17 protein-coding genes are annotated in these 17,880 nt (G+C 64.2%); 7 read left to right on the forward strand and 10 right to left on the reverse strand.

Annotated features, from left to right (window positions below; all coding sequences use genetic code 11):
- Positions 1-117 precede the first annotated feature (117 nt).
- The 3 genes from XI06_RS40575 to XI06_RS40585 form a co-directional block, all read right to left on the reverse strand.
- Positions 118-858: a TetR/AcrR family transcriptional regulator gene (locus XI06_RS40575; protein WP_237871508.1), complete on the reverse strand. Its 741-nt coding sequence runs from the start codon at positions 856-858 to the stop codon at positions 118-120.
- Positions 859-954: 96 nt separating this feature from the next.
- Positions 955-1,317, reverse strand: a complete 363-nt coding sequence (locus tag XI06_RS40580; protein WP_237862968.1) for a hypothetical protein — start codon at positions 1,315-1,317, stop codon at positions 955-957.
- A 51-nt stretch (positions 1,318-1,368) separates the two neighbouring features.
- The gene (locus tag XI06_RS40585) at positions 1,369-1,773 is read right to left on the reverse strand and encodes a YciI family protein (protein WP_237862969.1); all 405 of its coding nucleotides are present in this window, start codon (positions 1,771-1,773) and stop codon (positions 1,369-1,371) included.
- Between the two features lie 415 nt (positions 1,774-2,188).
- On the opposite strand from XI06_RS40585, the gene XI06_RS40590 reads away from it, so the two are divergent.
- From XI06_RS40590 to XI06_RS44035, 4 genes are all read left to right on the forward strand, one after another.
- Positions 2,189-3,853 (forward strand): methyl-accepting chemotaxis protein, encoded by a 1,665-nt coding sequence (locus tag XI06_RS40590; protein WP_237871510.1) that lies wholly within the window; start codon positions 2,189-2,191, stop codon positions 3,851-3,853.
- 233 nt (positions 3,854-4,086) lie between these two features.
- Positions 4,087-4,875 (forward strand): SDR family NAD(P)-dependent oxidoreductase, encoded by a 789-nt coding sequence (locus XI06_RS40595; RefSeq protein WP_271607850.1) that lies wholly within the window; start codon positions 4,087-4,089, stop codon positions 4,873-4,875.
- Between the two features lie 124 nt (positions 4,876-4,999).
- Complete coding sequence (locus XI06_RS40600; protein WP_237862972.1) at positions 5,000-5,437, forward strand: hypothetical protein; 438 nt, start codon at positions 5,000-5,002, stop codon at positions 5,435-5,437.
- Between the two features lie 679 nt (positions 5,438-6,116).
- Complete coding sequence (locus XI06_RS44035) at positions 6,117-6,263, forward strand: hypothetical protein (RefSeq protein WP_377807604.1); 147 nt, start codon at positions 6,117-6,119, stop codon at positions 6,261-6,263.
- Positions 6,264-6,333: 70 nt separating this feature from the next.
- On the opposite strand, the gene XI06_RS40610 is transcribed toward XI06_RS44035, so the two are convergent.
- From XI06_RS40610 to XI06_RS40625, 4 genes are all read right to left on the reverse strand, one after another.
- Positions 6,334-6,753, reverse strand: a complete 420-nt coding sequence (locus XI06_RS40610; RefSeq protein ID WP_237871514.1) for a VOC family protein — start codon at positions 6,751-6,753, stop codon at positions 6,334-6,336.
- A gap of 60 nt (positions 6,754-6,813) precedes the next feature.
- Positions 6,814-7,350, reverse strand: a complete 537-nt coding sequence (locus tag XI06_RS40615; protein WP_237862975.1) for an SRPBCC family protein — start codon at positions 7,348-7,350, stop codon at positions 6,814-6,816.
- A gap of 164 nt (positions 7,351-7,514) precedes the next feature.
- Positions 7,515-8,810: an RNA polymerase sigma factor gene (locus XI06_RS40620; RefSeq protein ID WP_271607851.1), complete on the reverse strand. Its 1,296-nt coding sequence runs from the start codon at positions 8,808-8,810 to the stop codon at positions 7,515-7,517.
- Complete coding sequence (locus XI06_RS40625) at positions 8,807-9,175, reverse strand: YciI family protein (protein WP_057759198.1); 369 nt, start codon at positions 9,173-9,175, stop codon at positions 8,807-8,809. Before XI06_RS40625 ends, XI06_RS40620 begins: the two co-directional genes overlap by 4 nt.
- 144 nt (positions 9,176-9,319) lie before the next feature.
- Here XI06_RS40625 and XI06_RS40630 point away from each other — a divergent pair, with 144 nt between their 5' ends.
- Both XI06_RS40630 and XI06_RS40635 read left to right on the forward strand, forming a co-directional pair.
- Positions 9,320-10,285, forward strand: coding sequence for a 2-hydroxyacid dehydrogenase (locus XI06_RS40630; protein ID WP_271607852.1), 966 nt, complete (start codon positions 9,320-9,322; stop codon positions 10,283-10,285).
- Positions 10,286-10,556: 271 nt separating this feature from the next.
- Positions 10,557-12,524 carry a methyl-accepting chemotaxis protein gene (locus tag XI06_RS40635; protein WP_271607853.1) on the forward strand — a complete coding sequence of 656 codons (1,968 nt, stop codon included), beginning with the start codon at positions 10,557-10,559 and terminating at the stop codon, positions 12,522-12,524.
- A 5-nt stretch (positions 12,525-12,529) separates the two neighbouring features.
- Here the strand turns inward: XI06_RS40635 and XI06_RS40640 are convergent, their stop codons facing one another.
- On the reverse strand, positions 12,530-13,192 hold the full coding sequence (locus XI06_RS40640; protein WP_237862984.1) for a TetR/AcrR family transcriptional regulator: 663 nt from the start codon (positions 13,190-13,192) through the stop codon (positions 12,530-12,532).
- Between the two features lie 107 nt (positions 13,193-13,299).
- Here XI06_RS40640 and XI06_RS40645 point away from each other — a divergent pair, with 107 nt between their 5' ends.
- The gene (locus tag XI06_RS40645; protein WP_271608081.1) at positions 13,300-13,944 is read left to right on the forward strand and encodes a glutathione binding-like protein; all 645 of its coding nucleotides are present in this window, start codon (positions 13,300-13,302) and stop codon (positions 13,942-13,944) included.
- A gap of 59 nt (positions 13,945-14,003) precedes the next feature.
- Here the strand turns inward: XI06_RS40645 and XI06_RS40650 are convergent, their stop codons facing one another.
- Together XI06_RS40650 and XI06_RS40655 are read right to left on the reverse strand one after the other, a co-directional pair.
- Positions 14,004-15,662 carry a hydantoinase B/oxoprolinase family protein gene (locus XI06_RS40650; protein WP_271607854.1) on the reverse strand — a complete coding sequence of 553 codons (1,659 nt, stop codon included), beginning with the start codon at positions 15,660-15,662 and terminating at the stop codon, positions 14,004-14,006.
- Between the two features lie 2 nt (positions 15,663-15,664).
- A complete protein-coding gene (locus XI06_RS40655; protein WP_237890328.1) occupies positions 15,665-17,749 on the reverse strand; it encodes a hydantoinase/oxoprolinase family protein in 2,085 nt (694 codons plus the stop codon).
- Positions 17,750-17,880 lie beyond the last annotated feature (131 nt).

The raw sequence follows: 17,880 nt of genomic DNA on the forward strand, positions 1-17,880 counted from the left end.
CCATCTCCATCACGGCATCGCGCCGTTGTGAATGTAAATAACATTTACATAGCTAGACCATCCCGCGATTTTGTCAAGCTGACCGCCTGACAAGCCCGCGTGATTATTTGCGCAACTTTATTTCGGCTTGCCCCAGGGGCCGCCCGGCGGGACCCCGGAACCGGAGGATGCCTCCGGCGGCACCGGCGGTGGCTCGGCGCTCTTCGCCTGTGGCCTGCGGTCGGTCGGGAAGCCGAGGCCGCGCAGATAGATCAGCACCTCGGCCTCCAGCAGTTCGTCCGGCGACATCGGCAGCTTGCGTCGCGCAGCATCACCACGCGAGAACAACGAGGCGACGCCGTGCGCCATCGACCAGATGTGGAGCGCCATCATCATCGCCGGCGGCCGCGGCGTGCCGGGCGAGGCGAGCGCCGCAAGACGCTCCGCGGCGGCGCGAATGACGTTAAAAGCACGCTCGCTTGCAGCCTGTAGCGCTGCATTGGCATCGACCGGCAGGCCGGATTCGAACATCGCGTTGTAGAAGGCCGGCTCCTCGCGGGCGAAGGCGAGATAGGCCCGGCCGACGCGCTCGAACGCGGTGACGGTGTCGGGACGCCCGTCGTCCCAGGCCTCGGTCAGCCGCGCCTCGAACTGCTCGAAGCCGCGCTGCGCAATCGAGGACAGCAACTCATCGCGGTCACGAAAATGCCGGTAAGGCGCCGCGGCGCTGACGCCGGCCATGCGCGCGGCATCGGCGAACGTGAAGCCGGCCGCCCCCTTCTCGGCGATCAGCCCGAGGGCGGCCTGCAGAAGTGCTTCCTTCAGATTGCCGTGGTGATAGCCGCGCTCGGCGCGGCGCTGCTCCTTGCGCCAGCTCATGTGAACGATCTTTACATGAGCTGGGCGTGAAGGTCACTAGGCCCTGCCCGTCATTCCGGGGCGATGCGCCAGCCACCCCGGAACAATCAGAGGGCCCTAGCCGCCCGGAATCGGCAGCACCGGCATGATTTCGACGCGCTCGCCGGGGAAGATCGCGAAATGCGGGTGGTTCTCGAACATTTTTGCGGCCGCCTCGTGCGAGGCGGCGCTAACGACCGTGAACGCGCCCATCTCGTTGGCGATGTCGGCAATGCCCTTGCCGTCAACCTTCTTGGTCTTGCCGAGCGGACCGCCCATCGCCTGGATCGCGCCCTGATGCTTCTCGACCCAGCCCTTCCAGGCCGCCATGCCCTCCATCTCCTTCGCCTTGCGCTCGGCGTCGGACATCGCATTCCACGCAGCCATTTTCGGACTGGTCTTGCTGCCGAGGAAGACGGCGAGATAGGTATCGTTGCTCATTGGTTTGCTCCCTGTTGATGGATGGACGAAGCCGCGAAGTCTTGGCGGCGGCTAGTTCTTCAGGTTTTCGAAGCCGGCAGCTGCTGCCTGCACGTCAGGGGGAAAGTCGGACATCTCCTGCACCTGGCGGATCTCGATGATTTCATTGGCGGAGGCCGGGCACTTCTTCGCCCACGCAATCGCCTCCTCGCGCGAGCCGACCTCGATCATCCAGTAGCCGCCCAGCACTTCCTTGGCTTCGGTGAAGGGGCCGTCGGTCACGACAGGCAGGCCGGTCGCGAACGAGACGCGGGCGCCCATCGACGGCGGATGCAGGCCGTCCAGCGTGATCAGCACGCCGGCATCCTTCAGCGCCTCATTGTAGCGCATCATCGCGGCGACGCGTTCGGGATCGAGTTGCACGTCCGCCGGCGCGGTCTCGTAGCCGAGCGGGATCATCAGCATCATGAATCGCATGCGGTTCCTCACCAAAGCGCGCCTTCTGACCCGCGCTCACTTCTAAGACGAACGACCTTCTCCGAGGCCGACATGGCCGCGAAAATTATTGCGGACGTCACGGTCCGGAACCGGCACGGCGCATGGCGGAGGCATCCGTGCGGGCCCCGCCCCAGGCCCGCGCTGCGTCAACACGCCGCGCAAAATAATGCCAATGGGTCCCGTACAAATACGTGTCGGCCAATGAATTCCGCCGTGCATATGAATCGGGAACGTGTGCTTGCTGAAGGACATGGCCACAGCACGTCCAACTGCGGAGCCGATGCGGCTCATGGCAAGTGTTTACGGTTGCTCAAGAAGCCCATGCAACTTTTCGGAACAAGACAAACGGTCTGGCAATCCAGCCGATTCGGGTTGGGAACGTTGCGGAGCAAACGTGTTCAATTTTCAAAGCAAGAAGGTGAGGCACGCGGTCGCAGAGGTCGAGGCGCTCGATCGGTCGCAGGCCGTGATCGAGTTCGGTCTCGACGGCACCATCCTCGATGCCAACGAAAACCTGCTGAAGATGAGCGGCTATTCACTTGCCGAGATCAAAGGCAAGCACCATAGCATCTTCGTCAGCCCGACCGAGCGCGAGAGCGCCCGCTATCGTGATTTCTGGGCCAGCCTCAATCGCGGCGAGTTCCAGACCACGCAGTACAAGCGGTTCGGCAAGAACGGCAAGGAAGTCTGGGTCCATGCCTCCTACGCGCCGCTGCTCGACGAGAACGGCAAGGTGGTCTCCTTCATCAAGTTCGCCACTGACATCACGGCGTACAAGATCAAGACCATGGAAGATGCCGGCAAGATCGCGGCGATCAATCGCGCCCAGGCCGTGATCGAGTTCCAGGTCGACGGCACCATCATCACCGCCAACGAGAATTTCCTCGGCGCGATGGGCTATTCGCTCGACGAGATCAAGGGCAAGCACCACAGCATGTTCGTGACGCCGGAGGACCGCGCCAGCGCGGCCTATGGCGCGTTCTGGGCCAAGCTGAACCGCGGCGAGTTCGAGGCCGCCGAATTCAAGCGGATCGCCAAGGGCGGCCGCGAGATCTGGATTCTCGCCAGCTACAATCCGATCCTCGACGAGACCGGCAAGCCGTTCAAGGTGGTCAAGTTCGCGACCGACATCACCGCACAGAAGATGAAGGCCGCCGACAATGACGGCCAACTCGCCGCAATCCAGAAATCGCAGGCGGTGATCGAGTTCAACATGGACGGCACGATCCGCACCGCAAACCAGAATTTCCTGAAGGCGATGGGGTATTCGCTGGCCGAGATCAAGGGCCAGCACCACTCGATGTTTGTCGAGCCGAGCGAGAAGAACGCGCCGGCCTACCGCCAGTTCTGGGAAACGCTTGGCCGCGGCGAATTCCAGGCCGCCGAATATAAACGCATCGCCAAGGGCGGACGCGAGATCTGGATCCAGGCATCCTACAACCCGATCCTCGATCTCAACGGCAAACCCTACAAGGTGGTGAAATATGCCACCGACGTCACCGCGCAGGTCATCGGCCGCAAGAAAGCCGACAATGCGCGTGGATTGATCGAGGCGGTCGCGGCCGGCAGCGAAGAAATGAGCGCATCGATCCGCGAGATCTCCGAAACCATGGCGAAGTCGCGCGAGAACTCCAAGGTCGCGGCCTCCAGGGTCGAGGCCGCCGACGGCCAGGCGCAGAGGTTGAATGCGGCCGCGCAGGCCATGAGCGGGATCGTCGAGATGATCGCCGGCATCACCAGCCAAATCAATCTGCTGGCGCTCAACGCCACGATTGAATCGGCACGTGCAGGCGAAGCCGGACGGGGCTTCGCGGTGGTCGCCTCCGAGGTGAAGAACCTCGCCAACCAGGCCAAGCAGGCCACAGACACCATCACCTCCGAAATCGACGCGCTGAACACCATCTCAGGCGACGTCGCTAGCTCGCTCACTGCGATCAAGGCCGCGATCGCCGGCGTCAACGAGTTCATCGCCACCACGGCCGCCGCGGTCGAGGAACAGAGTGCGGTGACCGCGGACATGTCGGCCAACATGCAGCGGGCATCGGCGGAGCTGGCTTAAGGCGCTCGCTGTTTCGCTATCCCCGTCATCCTGAGCGCTCGCTGTCCCTACAGCGTCATTGCGAGCGTAGCGAAGCAATCCAGAATCCCTGCATAGTAAAGACTCTGGATTGCTTCGCTACGCTCGCAATGACGGAGCGGCTCGATCAACATAGCCCTTCCTCACCGGCGCTAAAGCGCAGTAAAAGGAGCGCGCGCTCACGCGCCTCTCTTCTACACAGGACACAACAATCCATGCCGCAAGCCCCACAAAAAGTCGCCCTCGTCACCGGAGCCGCGCGTGGCATCGGGCTTGCGACAGCCAAAAAATTCCTAGCCGAGGGCTGGCGCGTGGCGATGCTCGACATCGAGGGCGAATCGCTGAGCCGCGCGGTCGCCGAGATCGACCGGAGCGAGGCGACGCTGGCACTCACCTGCGATGTCTCGGACGCGACCGCGGTCGGTGCCGCAATGACGGCGCTCGAGCAGAGCTTCGGCCGGCTCGATGCCCTGGTCAACAATGCCGGCATTGCCGTGTTCGCGCCGCTGATGGAGACGTCGGAGGCCGACTGGCGCCGCGTGCTCGAGGTCAATCTCACCGGGCCGTTCCTCTGCACCAGGGCGGCCGTGCCGCTGATGCGCGAGGCCGACGGCGGTGCCATCGTCAATATCACCTCGATCTCGGCCGTCCGTGCCTCGACCTTGCGCTCGGCCTACGGCACCAGCAAGGCGGGGCTCGCGCACCTGACAAAACAGCTCGCGGTCGAGCTCGCCTCGCTCAACATCCGCGTCAACGCGGTCGCGCCCGGGCCGGTCGACACTGCTATGGCAAAGCAAGTGCACACCAAGGAAATCCGCGCGGACTATCACGACGCCATCCCGCTCAACCGCTATGGGCTGGAGGAGGAACTGGCGGAGGCGATCTACTTCCTGTGCTCGGAGCGCGCGAGCTACATCACCGGCCAAATTTTGGCCGTCGATGGCGGTTTCGATGCCGCGGGCATCGGCCTGCCGACGTTGCGAGGGCAACGACGGAACGGGTAGGCGCAGACTTGTCGGGTGGACAAAGTCGCGATGCGCCGTTCCCGCCATCGTCACAGGAGTTGCTGTGACAATGGTGGGCACGCTACGCTATGCCCACTACGAAACCAAGTTGGTGGAGTGCTTCATGCGACGCGTCACCTTCTTCAGTGCCCTGATGCTCGCATCCGCACTGTTCGCCTCCGCACCCGCCAAGGCGGAGATCCGCATCATCCAGAGCCCAGGCGGGCAGGTCGGACCGTTCCTTGATCTGTTCGAGAAGGTGCGCGCGAGCGGCGAGCGTGTCGTGATCGACGGTCCGTGCCTGTCCGCCTGCACACTGGTGCTCAGCATCGTACCGGGCGAGCGGATTTGCGTTACCAGGCGCGCCGTGCTCGGTTTCCATGCCGCGCGTTCGGTTGACCGGCGTGGACGCTTCTACGCCGAACCGGAAGCATCCGAAGCCGTGCTCGAAGCCTATCCCGGCCCGGTGCGTGACTGGATCAGCCGCCGCGGCGGCCTCACCTCTCGATTGCTCTTGCTGAGGGGCCGCGACCTCGCCGCAATCTATCCTCGCTGCCGGTGAGGATCAGCGACTATGAGGCGCGGGTCATCGCTACCGCGAGATTGTCGTCGTACGGGTCATTGTCGTTCGCAGCATCGCTCGCGAACTGACCAACGTGATGCCTAGAAGAATCTCTCGATCGTCTGCGCCAGCTCCAAGCTCGCGCAAATGAGCATTCCCCACAGTGCAAAGTTGATTTGTAGCGCCGCCACCATCGGTCGCTCCCTTCCGAGTTACGTCCACCCTGGTTTTTAAACTTTATGAAGGAATTATTAGCGGATTCTCGCGCGACGTGCACAGCCTAATATTGCGCCAGTTGTTGTGCGTTGCGATCCGCTTCATTCACGAAGCGGCCTCACTGCTCTCGCAATGTGATGCGAATCAAGATTTCAGATTCAGCCTCGCCGGCGGTGTCATTTCTTTGGGTTCCATTTGATTGGCGCGAAGCAGAACGTCCTGCGCAGCTTTTGCCTGTCGCGTGGAACACCGAAAGTCCAGCATGATACGACACATCTTCGTCTTGCTTAGTTTTTGCGCAGTGCTCGTGGGATGCGCGGCCGCGCCGGCGGCGGAGCGGCGATCAATCGCGTGGGACGGGCTCGGTCAGGATCCAAATCGTCCTGCCGTCACAAAGCGTCGCGTTGCCGGTCGCGCAACGCCAGAGACCGATCCTAATCTTGAGAGGCAACGAGTGCTGGCCATGTTGCGTCCTTATTCCGACGCATGGTGGGCGGTACAGGACGAGATCGAGGCCGAGAACGACAGGCAGCTCGGCTCGAAGCTCGTGATCTGCCCCAGCTGCGTGACACAGCCGCCGAACGAAGAGACGACCGGATCGATCCGCTGACATGCACCCTCCTCTCTCACGGCAAAGGAGAGAGGAAGGCGCAGCGCGGTGTATCAGCGGAACGACACGCTCACATTCCCTCGGCCGGGCAATTCACCATCCAGGGGATGCCGAACTTGTCGACGCACATGCCGAAGCCCTTGGCCCAGAAAGTCTTGCTGAAGGGCATCGTGACGGTGCCGCCGTCGGCGAGCGCGTTAAATTTGCGCTCGCCCTCAGCCGGGTCCATGACCGTGATCGAAATCGAAAAGCCCTGCGGCTTGTGAAAATGCTCAGCCGGCGTGTCGGAGGCCATCAGCACGCCACCGCCGGGCAACGTCATCCGCGCATGCATGATCGTCTTCTCCCGGCCGGGCGGTCCAGGAGGCATGTCCGATGGCGGCGCGTCCGAGAGGCGCATCAAGGCGTCGATCTTGCCGCCGAGAACCTTGGCGTAATAGTTGAACGCCGCTTCGCAGGTGTCCTGATAGAACAGATAGGTACTGAGCATCGCTTCTCTCCTCTTCGTTTCGCTGACCGTTTCCTGCCAGTCCTTGGGCGGCAGTTGGCGTTATTTCTCGGTGAGCTTCTTCAGGCTGGCGAGGCCGACCTCAAAGTCCTTGCCGATCATGGTGTCCATGTTGACGAAGACCTGCATCATCTTGGACATGAAGGGCGCTGGACCGTACATCGCCCATGTGACCAGCGTAGCATCGCCTTGCGGCACAAAAGTGAACTCGGCGGTATTGTGCCCCTCAAAGGGACGCTCGAAATCGAGCTTGATGCGGAGCTTCGACGGCGTGTTCGCCTCGAGGATCTCCATGTGGCCGGCGCCGACATTGTTGTTGCCGTCCCAGGCATAGGTCGCGCCCTTCCCTGACTCGGTTCCACCGTAGGTGCGCTTCATCGCGGGGTCCCGGTTTTCATAGGGGGACCAACTGGTCCAGAAGTGGAAATCGGCGACCATCGGATAGATCGCATCGGCCGGCGCCTTCAACGCGAGCGAACGTTCAACACGGAACGTGTCGGGCTTTGTGAGGGCGAAGACGACGATGCCCGCGATCCCGACGGCGACCACGATGGCGATGATGGCAACAGCTTTCAGCATGAATGGCTCCCTTGATACGGGATTAAGACGAAGGAGAGCCGCGCGGACCGACAATCTGGAAGAGATTTTCTTGCCCGTCATTCCGAGGCACCGGAAGGGTGAACCCGAAATCTCGAGATTCCGGGCTCGGTCCTGCGGACCGCCCCGGAACAACGGCTACGCCGTCATTTCGCCTTCACGCCCTGCTTGGCGCCGCTGTCCTTCGGCTGGCTATCCCGGATCAGGCGATCGATGTGCATGCGGATGTGGGCGGCTTCAGCGGAGGTGTTGGCGAGCGCGATGGCGCGGTCGAAGGCAACGCGCGCTTCGTCGCTGCGGCCGAGCTGCATCAAAAAGGCGCCGCGCACGCCGTAAAAATGGAAGTAATTGGCAAGCTTCGGCGCCAGCGGCTCGATCAGATCGAGCGCGGCCTGGGGCCCGCGCACCTTGGCCACCGCGACCGCCCGGTTGAGCGTCACCACCGGCGAAGGCTGCACGACTTCGAGCGCACCATAGAGCAGGTCGATCTGGGCCCAGTCGGTCTCGTCAGGCGTCGCCGCGCGCGCATGCAGCGCGGCGATCGCAGCCTGGATCTGGTAGGGCCCGCTGCGGCGGTGCCGCATTGCCTTGTCGATCAAGGCGAGGCCTTCCGCGATCATGGTGCCGTTCCACAGGGCGCGGTTCTGGTCCTCCAGCAGGATCAGCGATCCGTCTTCGGCAAAGCGCGCGGCACTGCGGGCATGCTGCAACAGGATCAGCGCCGTCAGCCCCATGATCTCCGGTTCGCTCGGGAACAGGCGCAACAACAGTCGCCCCAGGCGGATCGCCTCCTCGCACAGCGGCTTGCGGATCTCTGCGGTATCGCCACTCGCCGAATAGCCCTCGTTGAAGATCAAATAGATCATCGCGGCGACGCCAGCGAGCCGCTCCGAGCGCTCGACGGCGCCGGGCGTCTCGAACGGCGTCCCGGCTTCCGCGACCTTGGCCTTGGCCCGGGTGATGCGCTGCTCCATCGCGGCTTCCGAAACCAGAAAGGCGCGCGCGATCTGCCTCACGGTGAGACCGGAGACGATACGCAGCGCCAGCGCGATCTGCTGCGTCGCCGGCAGTTGCGGATGGCAGCAGATGAACATCAGCCGCAAGATGTCGTCGCGATAATGCGAGCCGTCGAGACGCTCGGCGAGCGCGCCTTCGGCATCGTCGAGATCGGAGATCGCCTGGTCGTCCTCCGGCAGCGGCTGCTGCTTGCGTGTGCGGCGAACCTCGTCGATGGTGACGTTGCGGCCGACCATGATCAGCCAGGCCGCGGGATCGCGCGGCGGCCCATTCTCCCGCCAGTTCTTGAGCGCGCGCAAGGACGCGTTCTGGAAGGCTTCTTCGGCCGTATCGAGATCGCGGAAATAGCGCAGCAGCGCGCCGACCGCCTGAGGTCGCGCCGAGGTCAGCGCGGTCTCGATCCAGCCAGTGTCGGCCTCGCTCACGCCGAAATTCCTCCCGGCCTGAACACGCCGACGGGACGCACCTCATAGGCGCCGCCGGGATTGGCAGCGCCGAGGTCGCGCGCGACGTCGAGCGCATCGTCGAGATTCTTGCAGTCGACGATATAGAACCCGAGCAGCTGCTCCTTGGTCTCGGCATAGGGGCCGTCGAGCACCAGCGGCGGGTCTTCCTTGCGCAAGGTCGCCGCAGCGGTGGTCGGCAGCAGCCGCGCCACCGGGCCGAGCCGGCCTTGGCTCGTGAGCTTGTCCTGCACCACGGCGAGCTTTTTCATCACGGCTTCGTCCTGGTCCTTGCTCCAGGAGCCGACGAAGTCTTCGTCATGATAGCAAAGGATCGCATAAAGCATGGGCAGTACCTTCCGGGAACGCTTGATTTGAAGACGATCCACTATGCCTCGCCCCGACAGGGCTGCGGAAAAAAATTGCGAGAAAAATCCGTCGGATCGTGCCAAGGAGGACCTGCAGAAGCGGAACCTTATGAGGCACTTCGAATGACCAAGGGCACACTGGCCGTCCTGATCAACAGCACGCAGCAGAATTGGCTGCCGGAGCGCTGGAAGGCCCGGTTCGATGCGGTCTGCGACGGCCGCCGCGTGGTGCTGCTACCGGATGCCTCCCTCGATCCCGCCGAGGTGCATTACGCCGCGGTGTGGAAGCCGGTGCCGGGCGACCTCGGCTCCTTTCCCAATCTGCGGGCGATCTTCAATCTCGGCGCCGGCGTCGATGCGTTGATGGCCGACAACAGCCTGCCCGACGTGCCGCTGGTGCGCGTCGCGGTGCCTGACCTCACCAACCGCATGACCGAATATGTCGTGTTGCACGTGTTGATGCACCATCGCCAGGAACTGTACCTGCGCCAGTGTCAGCGCGACAAACACTGGGAGCCGAAATATCAGTGGCCGGCGAGCGCGGTGACGGTCGGCGTCATGGGCCTGGGCACGCTCGGCGCCGATGCAGCCGACGTGCTGCGGCGGCTCGGCTTCCGCGTCGCCGGCTGGAGCCGCAGCCCGCGCAGCATCGCGGGCGTCGAGTGCTTCCACGGCACCGCCGGGATGGTCGCGTTCCTGCGCAAGACCGACATCCTGGTGTCGCTGCTGCCGCTGACGCCGGACACGCACGGCATTCTCAACCGCGAGGCCTTCACCAAGCTCAACCGCACAAGCCCGCTCGGTGCGCCCGTGCTGATCAATGCCGGCCGAGGCGGTCTTCAGAACGAGGCCGACATCCTGTCCTGCCTCGACGACGGCACGCTGGGCGCCGCCTCGCTCGACGTTTTCGTGCGGGAACCGCAGCCCGCGGACAGCCGGTTCTGGACCCATCCCAAGGTGGTGCTGACCCCGCACAACGCCGCCGACACTGACGCAGACGCGATCTCGGCCTATGTCGCCGAGCAGATCGAAAGGTTTGAGGCCGGTGAGGCGCTGGAGAATGTGGTGGATCGGAGGAGAGGGTATTGAGGACCCGCTAGCTCCGCCCACAGCGTCGTCCTGGCGAAAGGCAGGACCCCCCAAGGGGTCGTTGCGACACGCCACTAGTCGCTCCGAGTCTTCGCCAAACCACATTCGGTGGCTATGGGTCCTGGCTTTCGCCAGGACGACGTCGGAGTTTTCTCCGCCTTCCTTCTCTCGCCGGTCCCCCCTTCCCCCCGCGCCGCCGGTATCCCGTTCACCCTCTTTTAGCGAGAAGTTGATAAGCGTTGTTAATCAACGTGCAACAAACGAGTCGGACATGCGAGCGAGCCTCGGCCTCAGGATGCGGATCACGGTGGCGCTGGCGCTGACGGCGGCGGCGACTGCGCTGATTGCCGTGCTCGGCGCCATGTGGATCATCGCGGGCATCATCGACCGCGCCGACCAGCGCGAATTGCGCAGCCATTATGATGCGCTGCTGTCGCGCATCGCCGAGGAGTCCCACCGCGCCGCCGCCATGAGCACGGTCGTGGCCGCGATGCCGGCGACGCAGGAAGCGATGGCCAAGCAGGATCGCGACGCCCTGATGCGTCTGTTCGGGCCGGTGTTCGCGGCGACCAAGTCGGAGTACGGCGTCGAGCAGTTCCAGTTCCATACGCCGCCCGCGACCTCCTTCCTGCGGGTGCACCAGCCGGCGAAGTTCGGCGACGACCTCTCGAGCTTCCGCAAGACCGTCGTCGACGCCAATCAGGAGCGCAAGGTCATCGTCGGACTCGAAGGCGGGGTCGCCGGGCTCGGCATCCGCGGCGTGGTGCCGATCGCGCAAGCGGGCAAGCATCTCGGCTCAGTGGAATTCGGCCTGACCTTCGGCCAGTCCTTCCTCGACGATTTCAAGGCCAACCGCCATGTCGACATCGCCTTCCATCTCGCCGACGGCGCGGGCTTCAAGCTGTTTGCCGGCACGCTGAAGGGGCAGAGCTTCTTCGATGCCGCCGATTACGGCCGCGCCGCCGGTGGCGATTTTACGGTACGGCAGTCGAAGCTCGACACCAGGCCGGTCGCTGCGCTGCTCGGGCCGATCAAGGACTTCTCCGGAAAACCGCTCGGCGCCGTCGAGCTGGTGATGGACAACGCCGATTATGTGGCTTCCGCCGACCGCGCCTGGTGGCTTTCGCTGGGCATTGCCGCCCTCGGTCTGATCCTCGCCGCCATCGTCGGCTACCTCATCGCCCGCGGGATCTCGCGCCCGATTCTATCGATCACATCAGTGATGCGCGAGCTCGCCGATGGCCATCTCGACGTCGCCATCCCCGAGAGCAAGGCGAATGATGAGGTCGGCGCGATGGTGAAGGCGGTCGCAGTGTTCCGCGACAATGCCGTCAACTTCAGCAAGCTCCAGGCTGGTCAACTCGAGGCCAAAGCACAATCCGAGGCGGAGAAACGGCGCGCCTTCGCCGCGCTCGCCGACAATTTCGAGGCCAGCATCCGCGACGTCGTCACCACAGTCTCGTCGGCCGCCGTCGAGATGGAACACACCGCGCGCTCGATGTCTGCCATCGTCGACCAGTCGCGCAATCAGACCCGCGCGGTGTCGTCGGCTTCGGCGCTCGCCTCGGAGAACGTGCAGACGGTTGCGGCCGCCGCGGAAGAATTGTCCTCGTCGATGACCGAGATCAGCCGGCGGCTTGCGCATGCGACCGAGGTGGTGGGCAAGGCCGCGAGCGACGGACAGGCGTCGAATGCGCGCGTCCAGAGCCTCGCAGATGCCGCGCAGAAAATCGGTGATGTCGTCTCCTTCATCAACGGCATCGCCGGGCAGACCAATCTCTTGGCGCTGAATGCGACGATCGAGGCGGCGCGCGCGGGCGAAGCCGGCCGCGGCTTTGCGGTGGTCGCCTCCGAGGTCAAGGCGCTCGCGACCCAGACCGCGAAGGCGACGGAAGAGATCGGCGCGCAGGTGACAGCCGTCCAGGGCGAGACATCAGGGGCGGTCGAAGGCATCCAGTCGATCTGCGCCACGATTCAGCAGGTCGATGAAATCTCCGCCGCGATCGCAGCAGCCGTCGGCCAGCAGGGCACCGCGACGCAGGAGATCGCGCAAAACGTTCAGCAGGCTGCCGCCCGTACCGGCGAGGTCTCGCAGAACATCGCCGGCGTTACCGACGGCATCGCCGCGACCGGCACGGCCGCGGAAGAGGTGCTGGTCTCGGCGATCGAGCTGTCGAAACAGTCGCAACGCTTGCGCGATGAGGTAGATCGCTTCCTCGCGCAGATTCGCGCAGCGTAGTCAGCCTACCCCTTAGACCCCACCATCACGTCGATCGCGCCCTTGACGATCGCTTCCAATTCCTTGCGCGGTACGCGCGCGCGGGAGCGGATGGCGATGGTGTGGACGGTGGCGGAGGCGAGTTGCGCCAGTGCGGCGGGATCGGCGTTCGCGGGCAGTTCGCCCTTCTCCTTGGCGCGGCGGAAGCAATTCGCAAAAGCCTTGTCGAGCTCGGTGAGTCCCTCGACCACCATGGCGCGGATCTCGGGATCGCTGACCGCTTCGGAAGCTGCCGTCACCACCGTGAAGCAGCCGCGCGGGCCGGTCTCTCCGGAGAGATAGATATCTAGCGCGGCGGCGTAGATGCGCGTCAGCCGCTCGCGCACCGGCATCTCCTCGCGAAAGATCTCGACCATCGATGCACGGGCGTCCTCGCGGTAACGCTGGTAGCTCTTGATGTAGAGCTCGCGCTTGTCGCCGAAGGCGCCGTAAAGGCTCGGCCGGTTCATGCCGGTGGCTTCGCTGAGATCGTCGAGCGAAGTCGCGGCAAAGCCCTGCTTGCGAAACAGATCGAGCGCCCTGCCGAGGGCGATTTCAGGCTCATAGGCACGCGGCCGGCCGCGTCGTTTCGGCTCGTCGCGGCGTTCGGGCTTGTTGGCAGCAGCTGGCGGTTTCGATTTTTGTACCATTTCGCAAATTAATCCTTGACCTGCCCCATACTATGCAAGATGGTACAAAAATCAATCTGGCCAGGTTGAGCGACACTCACAAGAGGACTTGCCCAAGGAGGCCCATGATGGATCTTTATTTCTCGCCGCTCGCCTGCTCGATGGCGACGCGCGTTGCACTCTATGAAGCCGGCGCTGACGCGAACTTTCTCGAAGTCGATTCCCCCACCAAGACTGTGCTGAATGACGGCTCCGACTTCCGCGCTGTGAACCCGATCGGTCTGGTGCCGACGCTGCGCACCGACGAAGGCGTGGTACTGACGGAGAACGCAGCGATCCTGCAACATGTCGCGGACCGTTTTCCGCAATCCGGGCTCGGCGCCACGCAAGGCATCGAGCGCACGCGGCTGCATCAATGGCTCTGCTTCATCGGCACCGAGCTGCACAAGGGCCTGTTCATCCCCGTGCTCGACCGCAAGGCGCCGCAGGAGACCAAGGCCTACGCGCTGGAGAAGAACCTGTCGCGGCTCGACTATGTCGACAACTACCTGAAGGGTCGGGACTACTTGCTCGACCATTTCAGCGTGGCGGACGCCTATCTCGTCACGGTCATCAACTGGACCATGGCGACGCCGCCGATCGAGCTTTCGAAATGGCCGAACCTGAAGGCGTATTACGAGCGCCTGCGCCAGCGTCCATCGTTCGCAAAGGCGATCGCGGAGGAGTTCGAGCTGTACAAGGCCGAGCAGGTGCGGAGGAAGGCGGCGGCGTAATTTCAGCTCATCAAGACATCGTCCCGGCCGGTGAGGCCGGGACGAATTGCTTCAGTGACTCATTCCGCGAAGCCGTACACTGCGGCCGCATTGGCTGACGACACGAGACCGCTCTCGACATCATCCTTGACCGCTGCGCGATCGCGCATTGCGGGCGCGCCGATGCCGGCGCCGCCGGGCGTGTGCACCACCAACCGGTCGTCCGGCGGCACCTGCTGAAAGCCCTTGCCACGCAGCTTCTTGCCGGACTTCAGGCCGACATAGCCGGCCTCGCCGTTCTTGCCGCCATCGCGGCCGCGCGGCGGATGATCGATGCGGTCGAATGCTGCGAGAATGTCGAAGGGCGCGTCGACGCCACTGCCGACTTCAATGATCTGGCCGAGGCCGCCGCGGGTGCGCCCTGCCCCGCCGGAGTCAGGACGCAGCTCCTTGCGCCAGAAGATCAGCGGGGTCTGCGTCTCCGCGATCTCGACCGGCGTGCCGCGCACGCCGCTGGGATAGGCAGTCGCCGACAGCCCGTCCTTCGCAAAGCGCGCGCCCGTGCCGCCGTTCGACGTCACCGCCATCGAGAACCCGTAATTGCCGCCGACGCCGGAACGGGTCTGGCCGCGCACGTTCAGATTCCAAAGGCACGAGGTGCCTTCGGCGGGCACGCGCTCGGGAATGATCTGGCGCAGGCAGCCGAACACGACATCGGGCAGCATCTGGCCGATGATGTGGCGCGAGGCGACCGGCGCCGGTTTCGGCGCGTTGAGAATTGCCCCCGCGGGCGCCGACACCGTCAACGGCGAGAGCGAGCCGGCATTGTTCGGAATCTGCGAGGCGACGACGCAGCCAAGACCGAACACGGTATAGGCCGTGGTGTAGGACAAGGGCACGTTGATGCCGAATTTTGACGCCGCCGACGTGTCGTCGAAATCGACGTGAATGCCCGCATCCGAGATCGTCAGCGTCGCCGCCAGCGTGACGGGCGCGTCGTAGCCGTCGACGACCATGGTGTTGCGCCAGCTGCCCTTCGGCAGCTTGGCGATCTCTGCGAGCACGGCCTCACGCGAGCGGTCGCAGATGTAGTCGCCGAGCTCGTCGAGTGCGTCGATACCGAACTCTGTCATCATCTCGACCAGGCGTTCACAGCCGACATCGTTGCAGCCGGCGAGCGAATAGGTGTCGCCTTCGGTATCAACAGGCAACCGCGTGTTGGTGCGGATCATCGCCATCAGCGTCTCGTTGACGACGCCCTGGTCGATCAGCTTCAGCATGGGGATGTAGAGCCCCTCCATGAACACGTCGGTGGCGTCAGGACCGAAGCCGATGCCGCCGATGTCCATGAGATGGCTGGTGCAGGAGAACAGCGCGACGATTTTGCCGTCCTTGAAGCAGGGCGTGGTGACGACGAAGTCGTTGAGATGGCCGGTGCCCATCCAGGGATCGTTGGTGATATAGGCGTCGCCCTGCTTCATTGTCTTCAGCGGGAAATGCGCGATGAAGTGCTTGACCGATTCCGCCATCGAGTTGACGTGACCGGGCGTGCCGGTCACAGCCTGCGCCAGCATCCGCCCCTTCAGGTCGAACACGCCGGCCGAGAGGTCGCCGCATTCGCGCACGATCGGGCTGAAGGCGGTGCGCAGCAGCACCTGCGCCTGCTCTTCGACCACGGCGATCAGCCGGTGCCACATGATCTGGAGGTCGATCAGGCTCGCGCCGTTTGCCTTGCTCATAATCAGGCCGCCTTCCGTTCCATGACGATGCTGCCGGCACCGTCGATATGGGCGTCAAAACTGGTGGAGACGAAGGTCGAGGTCTCGTCTTCCGCGATCACGGCGGGGCCGGCAATGGTCGCGCCCGGCGCCATGTCCTCGCGGCGATAGAGCGGGATCTCGATCACCTCGCCCGCGCGGCCGTCGAAGAACTTTCGGCTACCCGACGCTTTGCCCGCGGGCTTGCGCGCGACGGCGGCAACCGTAGGCGGATTGCGCGCCTCCGTCGTCGCAAGCACCGACCAGCTCAACACCTCGATCGCCGCGCCCGGGATCGGGCGTTCGAACATCGCGGAATAATCCGCCTCGAACTTCTGGCGGAGTCCCGCGAGATCAGCCGTCGTCAGCGGCCGGTTCGGCAGCTCAACGGTGATCTCGTGGCCCTGGCCGACGTAGCGCATGAAGGCGGAGCGGCGCTCGCGCACCGGCGCACCGGCCGCACCGGGCTCGACCAATGCGCGCGCTTCGGTCACCATCTCCTGCAAGAGATCGGAGACGGCCTTGGTGTCGAAATCATCGAGCCGAACGTGACGGCTGCGCACCAGTTCATAGGCGATGGGCGCCGCGAGGAATCCAACGGCAGAACCGACACCGGCATTCGACGGCACGATCACGCGGGAGACACCGATCTTCTCGGCAACGCGCGCGGCATGTAGCGGGGCAGCGCCGCCGAAGGCAATCAGCGTGTGCTGGCCGACGATCTCGCCGCGCTCGACCGCATGCACACGCGCCGCGCTGGCCATGTTCTCGCAGACCACCTCGTGCACGGCATAAGCCGCGGTTTCCGCCGACAGGCCGAGCGGCGCGCCGACGTGTTGCAGCAGCGCTTGCTTCGAAAGCTCCGGGTCCAGCTTGATCGTGCCGCCCGCAAAGGCGTCGGGATCGATCATGCCGAGCGCAACGTCCGCATCCGTCACCGCAGGGCGTTGGCCACCACGCCCGTAGCAAGCGGGACCCGGCTCGGAAGACGCACTCTCCGGGCCGACAGTGACGCGCTTCATCGCATCGACATGCGCGATCGAACCGCCACCGGCGCCGATCTCGACCATCTCGATCACGGGAATGCGCACCGGCAGGCCCGAGCCTTTCAGGAAGCGCGCAGCGCGGTCGACCTCGAACACGCGCGAAGTCTCGGGTTGGTATTTCTCGATCAGGCAGATCTTCGCCGTGGTGCCACCCATGTCGAACGACAGCACCTTGCTCTCGCCGAGCCTTGCTGCGATCTGCGCCGCGAAGATCGCGCCGCCGGCAGGACCGGATTCGACCAGCCGCACCGGAAAGCGTCGCGCCGTCTCGATCGAGGTGACGCCGCCGCCTGACGTGACGAGATAGATGGCGCCGCGGAATTGCTCGACCTGCAAAGCATCGGCCATGCGGGCGAGATAGCCGTCGATCAGCGGCTGCACATAGGCGTTCGCAACAGCGGTTGACGTTCGCTCATATTCGCGGATCTCCGGGCACACCGCCGACGACACCGTCACCGAAATGCCCGGCATCTCCTCAGCTAGGATCGCAGCTGCGCGGCGCTCATGGTCGGGGTTGGCATAGGAGTGCAGGAAGGCGACGGCAACGCTCTCGACCTTCAATTCGCGCAATTTCGGCGCGAGTGCGCGCACTGCCGCCTCGTCCAGCGGGAGACGGACGGCGCCATGGGCGTCGATGCGCTCGGGCACGGTAAAGCGAAGGCTGCGCGGCGCCAGCGGCTTCGGCTTGTCGATGGTGAGGTCATACTGGTCGTACCGGCTCTCGGTGCCGATATCGAGCACGTCGCGAAAGCCTTCGGTCGCGATCAGGGCCGTCTTGGCGCCACGCCGCTCGATGATGGCGTTGGTGGCCAGCGTCGTGCCGTGGATGAAGACGTCGATGTCGCTGATATGCGCTCGTGCGTCGATCAGAATCAGACGCATCCCGTCGAGCACGGCCTGTTCGGGCCGTTGCGGCGTCGTCAGCACTTTGCGGGTTTTGCGCACCTCGCCCACATCAAGCACGATGTCGGTGAACGTGCCGCCAATATCCACGGCAAGCCGCACTTCGGCTCCCTCAAACATTCCAAATCTCTCCGTGCTGATCGTCAAATCGGGATCGAAACCGCAGCAATTTCCATACCAGCGACGGCCCAATGGGTGAAGCCGGTAGGGCCGGTTTGCGTGGCACCTATGCGAGAGGAGAGTGCTCGCGG

Source organism: Bradyrhizobium sp. CCBAU 11434, from assembly GCF_028128895.1.
Lineage (GTDB): Bacteria > Pseudomonadota > Alphaproteobacteria > Rhizobiales > Xanthobacteraceae > Bradyrhizobium > Bradyrhizobium zhengyangense.

Excerpts from the sequence above, each read along its gene's own strand:
- XI06_RS40655 (WP_237890328.1), bottom strand. The coding sequence starts at position 17,749 with ATGTTTGAGGGAGCCGAAGTGCGGCTTGCCGTGGATATTGGCGGCACG.
- XI06_RS40585 (WP_237862969.1), bottom strand. The coding sequence starts at position 1,773 with ATGCGATTCATGATGCTGATGATCCCGCTCGGCTACGAGACCGCGCCG.
- XI06_RS40615 (WP_237862975.1), bottom strand. The coding sequence starts at position 7,350 with ATGCTGAAAGCTGTTGCCATCATCGCCATCGTGGTCGCCGTCGGGATC.
- XI06_RS40595 (WP_271607850.1), top strand. The coding sequence starts at position 4,087 with ATGCCGCAAGCCCCACAAAAAGTCGCCCTCGTCACCGGAGCCGCGCGT.
- XI06_RS40625 (WP_057759198.1), bottom strand. The coding sequence starts at position 9,175 with ATGCTTTATGCGATCCTTTGCTATCATGACGAAGACTTCGTCGGCTCC.
- XI06_RS40600 (WP_237862972.1), top strand. The coding sequence starts at position 5,000 with ATGCGACGCGTCACCTTCTTCAGTGCCCTGATGCTCGCATCCGCACTG.
- XI06_RS40580 (WP_237862968.1), bottom strand. The coding sequence starts at position 1,317 with ATGAGCAACGATACCTATCTCGCCGTCTTCCTCGGCAGCAAGACCAGT.
- XI06_RS40610 (WP_237871514.1), bottom strand. The coding sequence starts at position 6,753 with ATGCTCAGTACCTATCTGTTCTATCAGGACACCTGCGAAGCGGCGTTC.
- XI06_RS40650 (WP_271607854.1), bottom strand. The coding sequence starts at position 15,662 with ATGAGCAAGGCAAACGGCGCGAGCCTGATCGACCTCCAGATCATGTGG.
- XI06_RS40635 (WP_271607853.1), top strand. The coding sequence starts at position 10,557 with ATGCGAGCGAGCCTCGGCCTCAGGATGCGGATCACGGTGGCGCTGGCG.
- XI06_RS40575 (WP_237871508.1), bottom strand. The coding sequence starts at position 858 with ATGAGCTGGCGCAAGGAGCAGCGCCGCGCCGAGCGCGGCTATCACCAC.
- XI06_RS44035 (WP_377807604.1), top strand. The coding sequence starts at position 6,117 with ATGTTGCGTCCTTATTCCGACGCATGGTGGGCGGTACAGGACGAGATC.
- XI06_RS40645 (WP_271608081.1), top strand. The coding sequence starts at position 13,300 with ATGGATCTTTATTTCTCGCCGCTCGCCTGCTCGATGGCGACGCGCGTT.
- XI06_RS40640 (WP_237862984.1), bottom strand. The coding sequence starts at position 13,192 with ATGGTACAAAAATCGAAACCGCCAGCTGCTGCCAACAAGCCCGAACGC.
- XI06_RS40630 (WP_271607852.1), top strand. The coding sequence starts at position 9,320 with ATGACCAAGGGCACACTGGCCGTCCTGATCAACAGCACGCAGCAGAAT.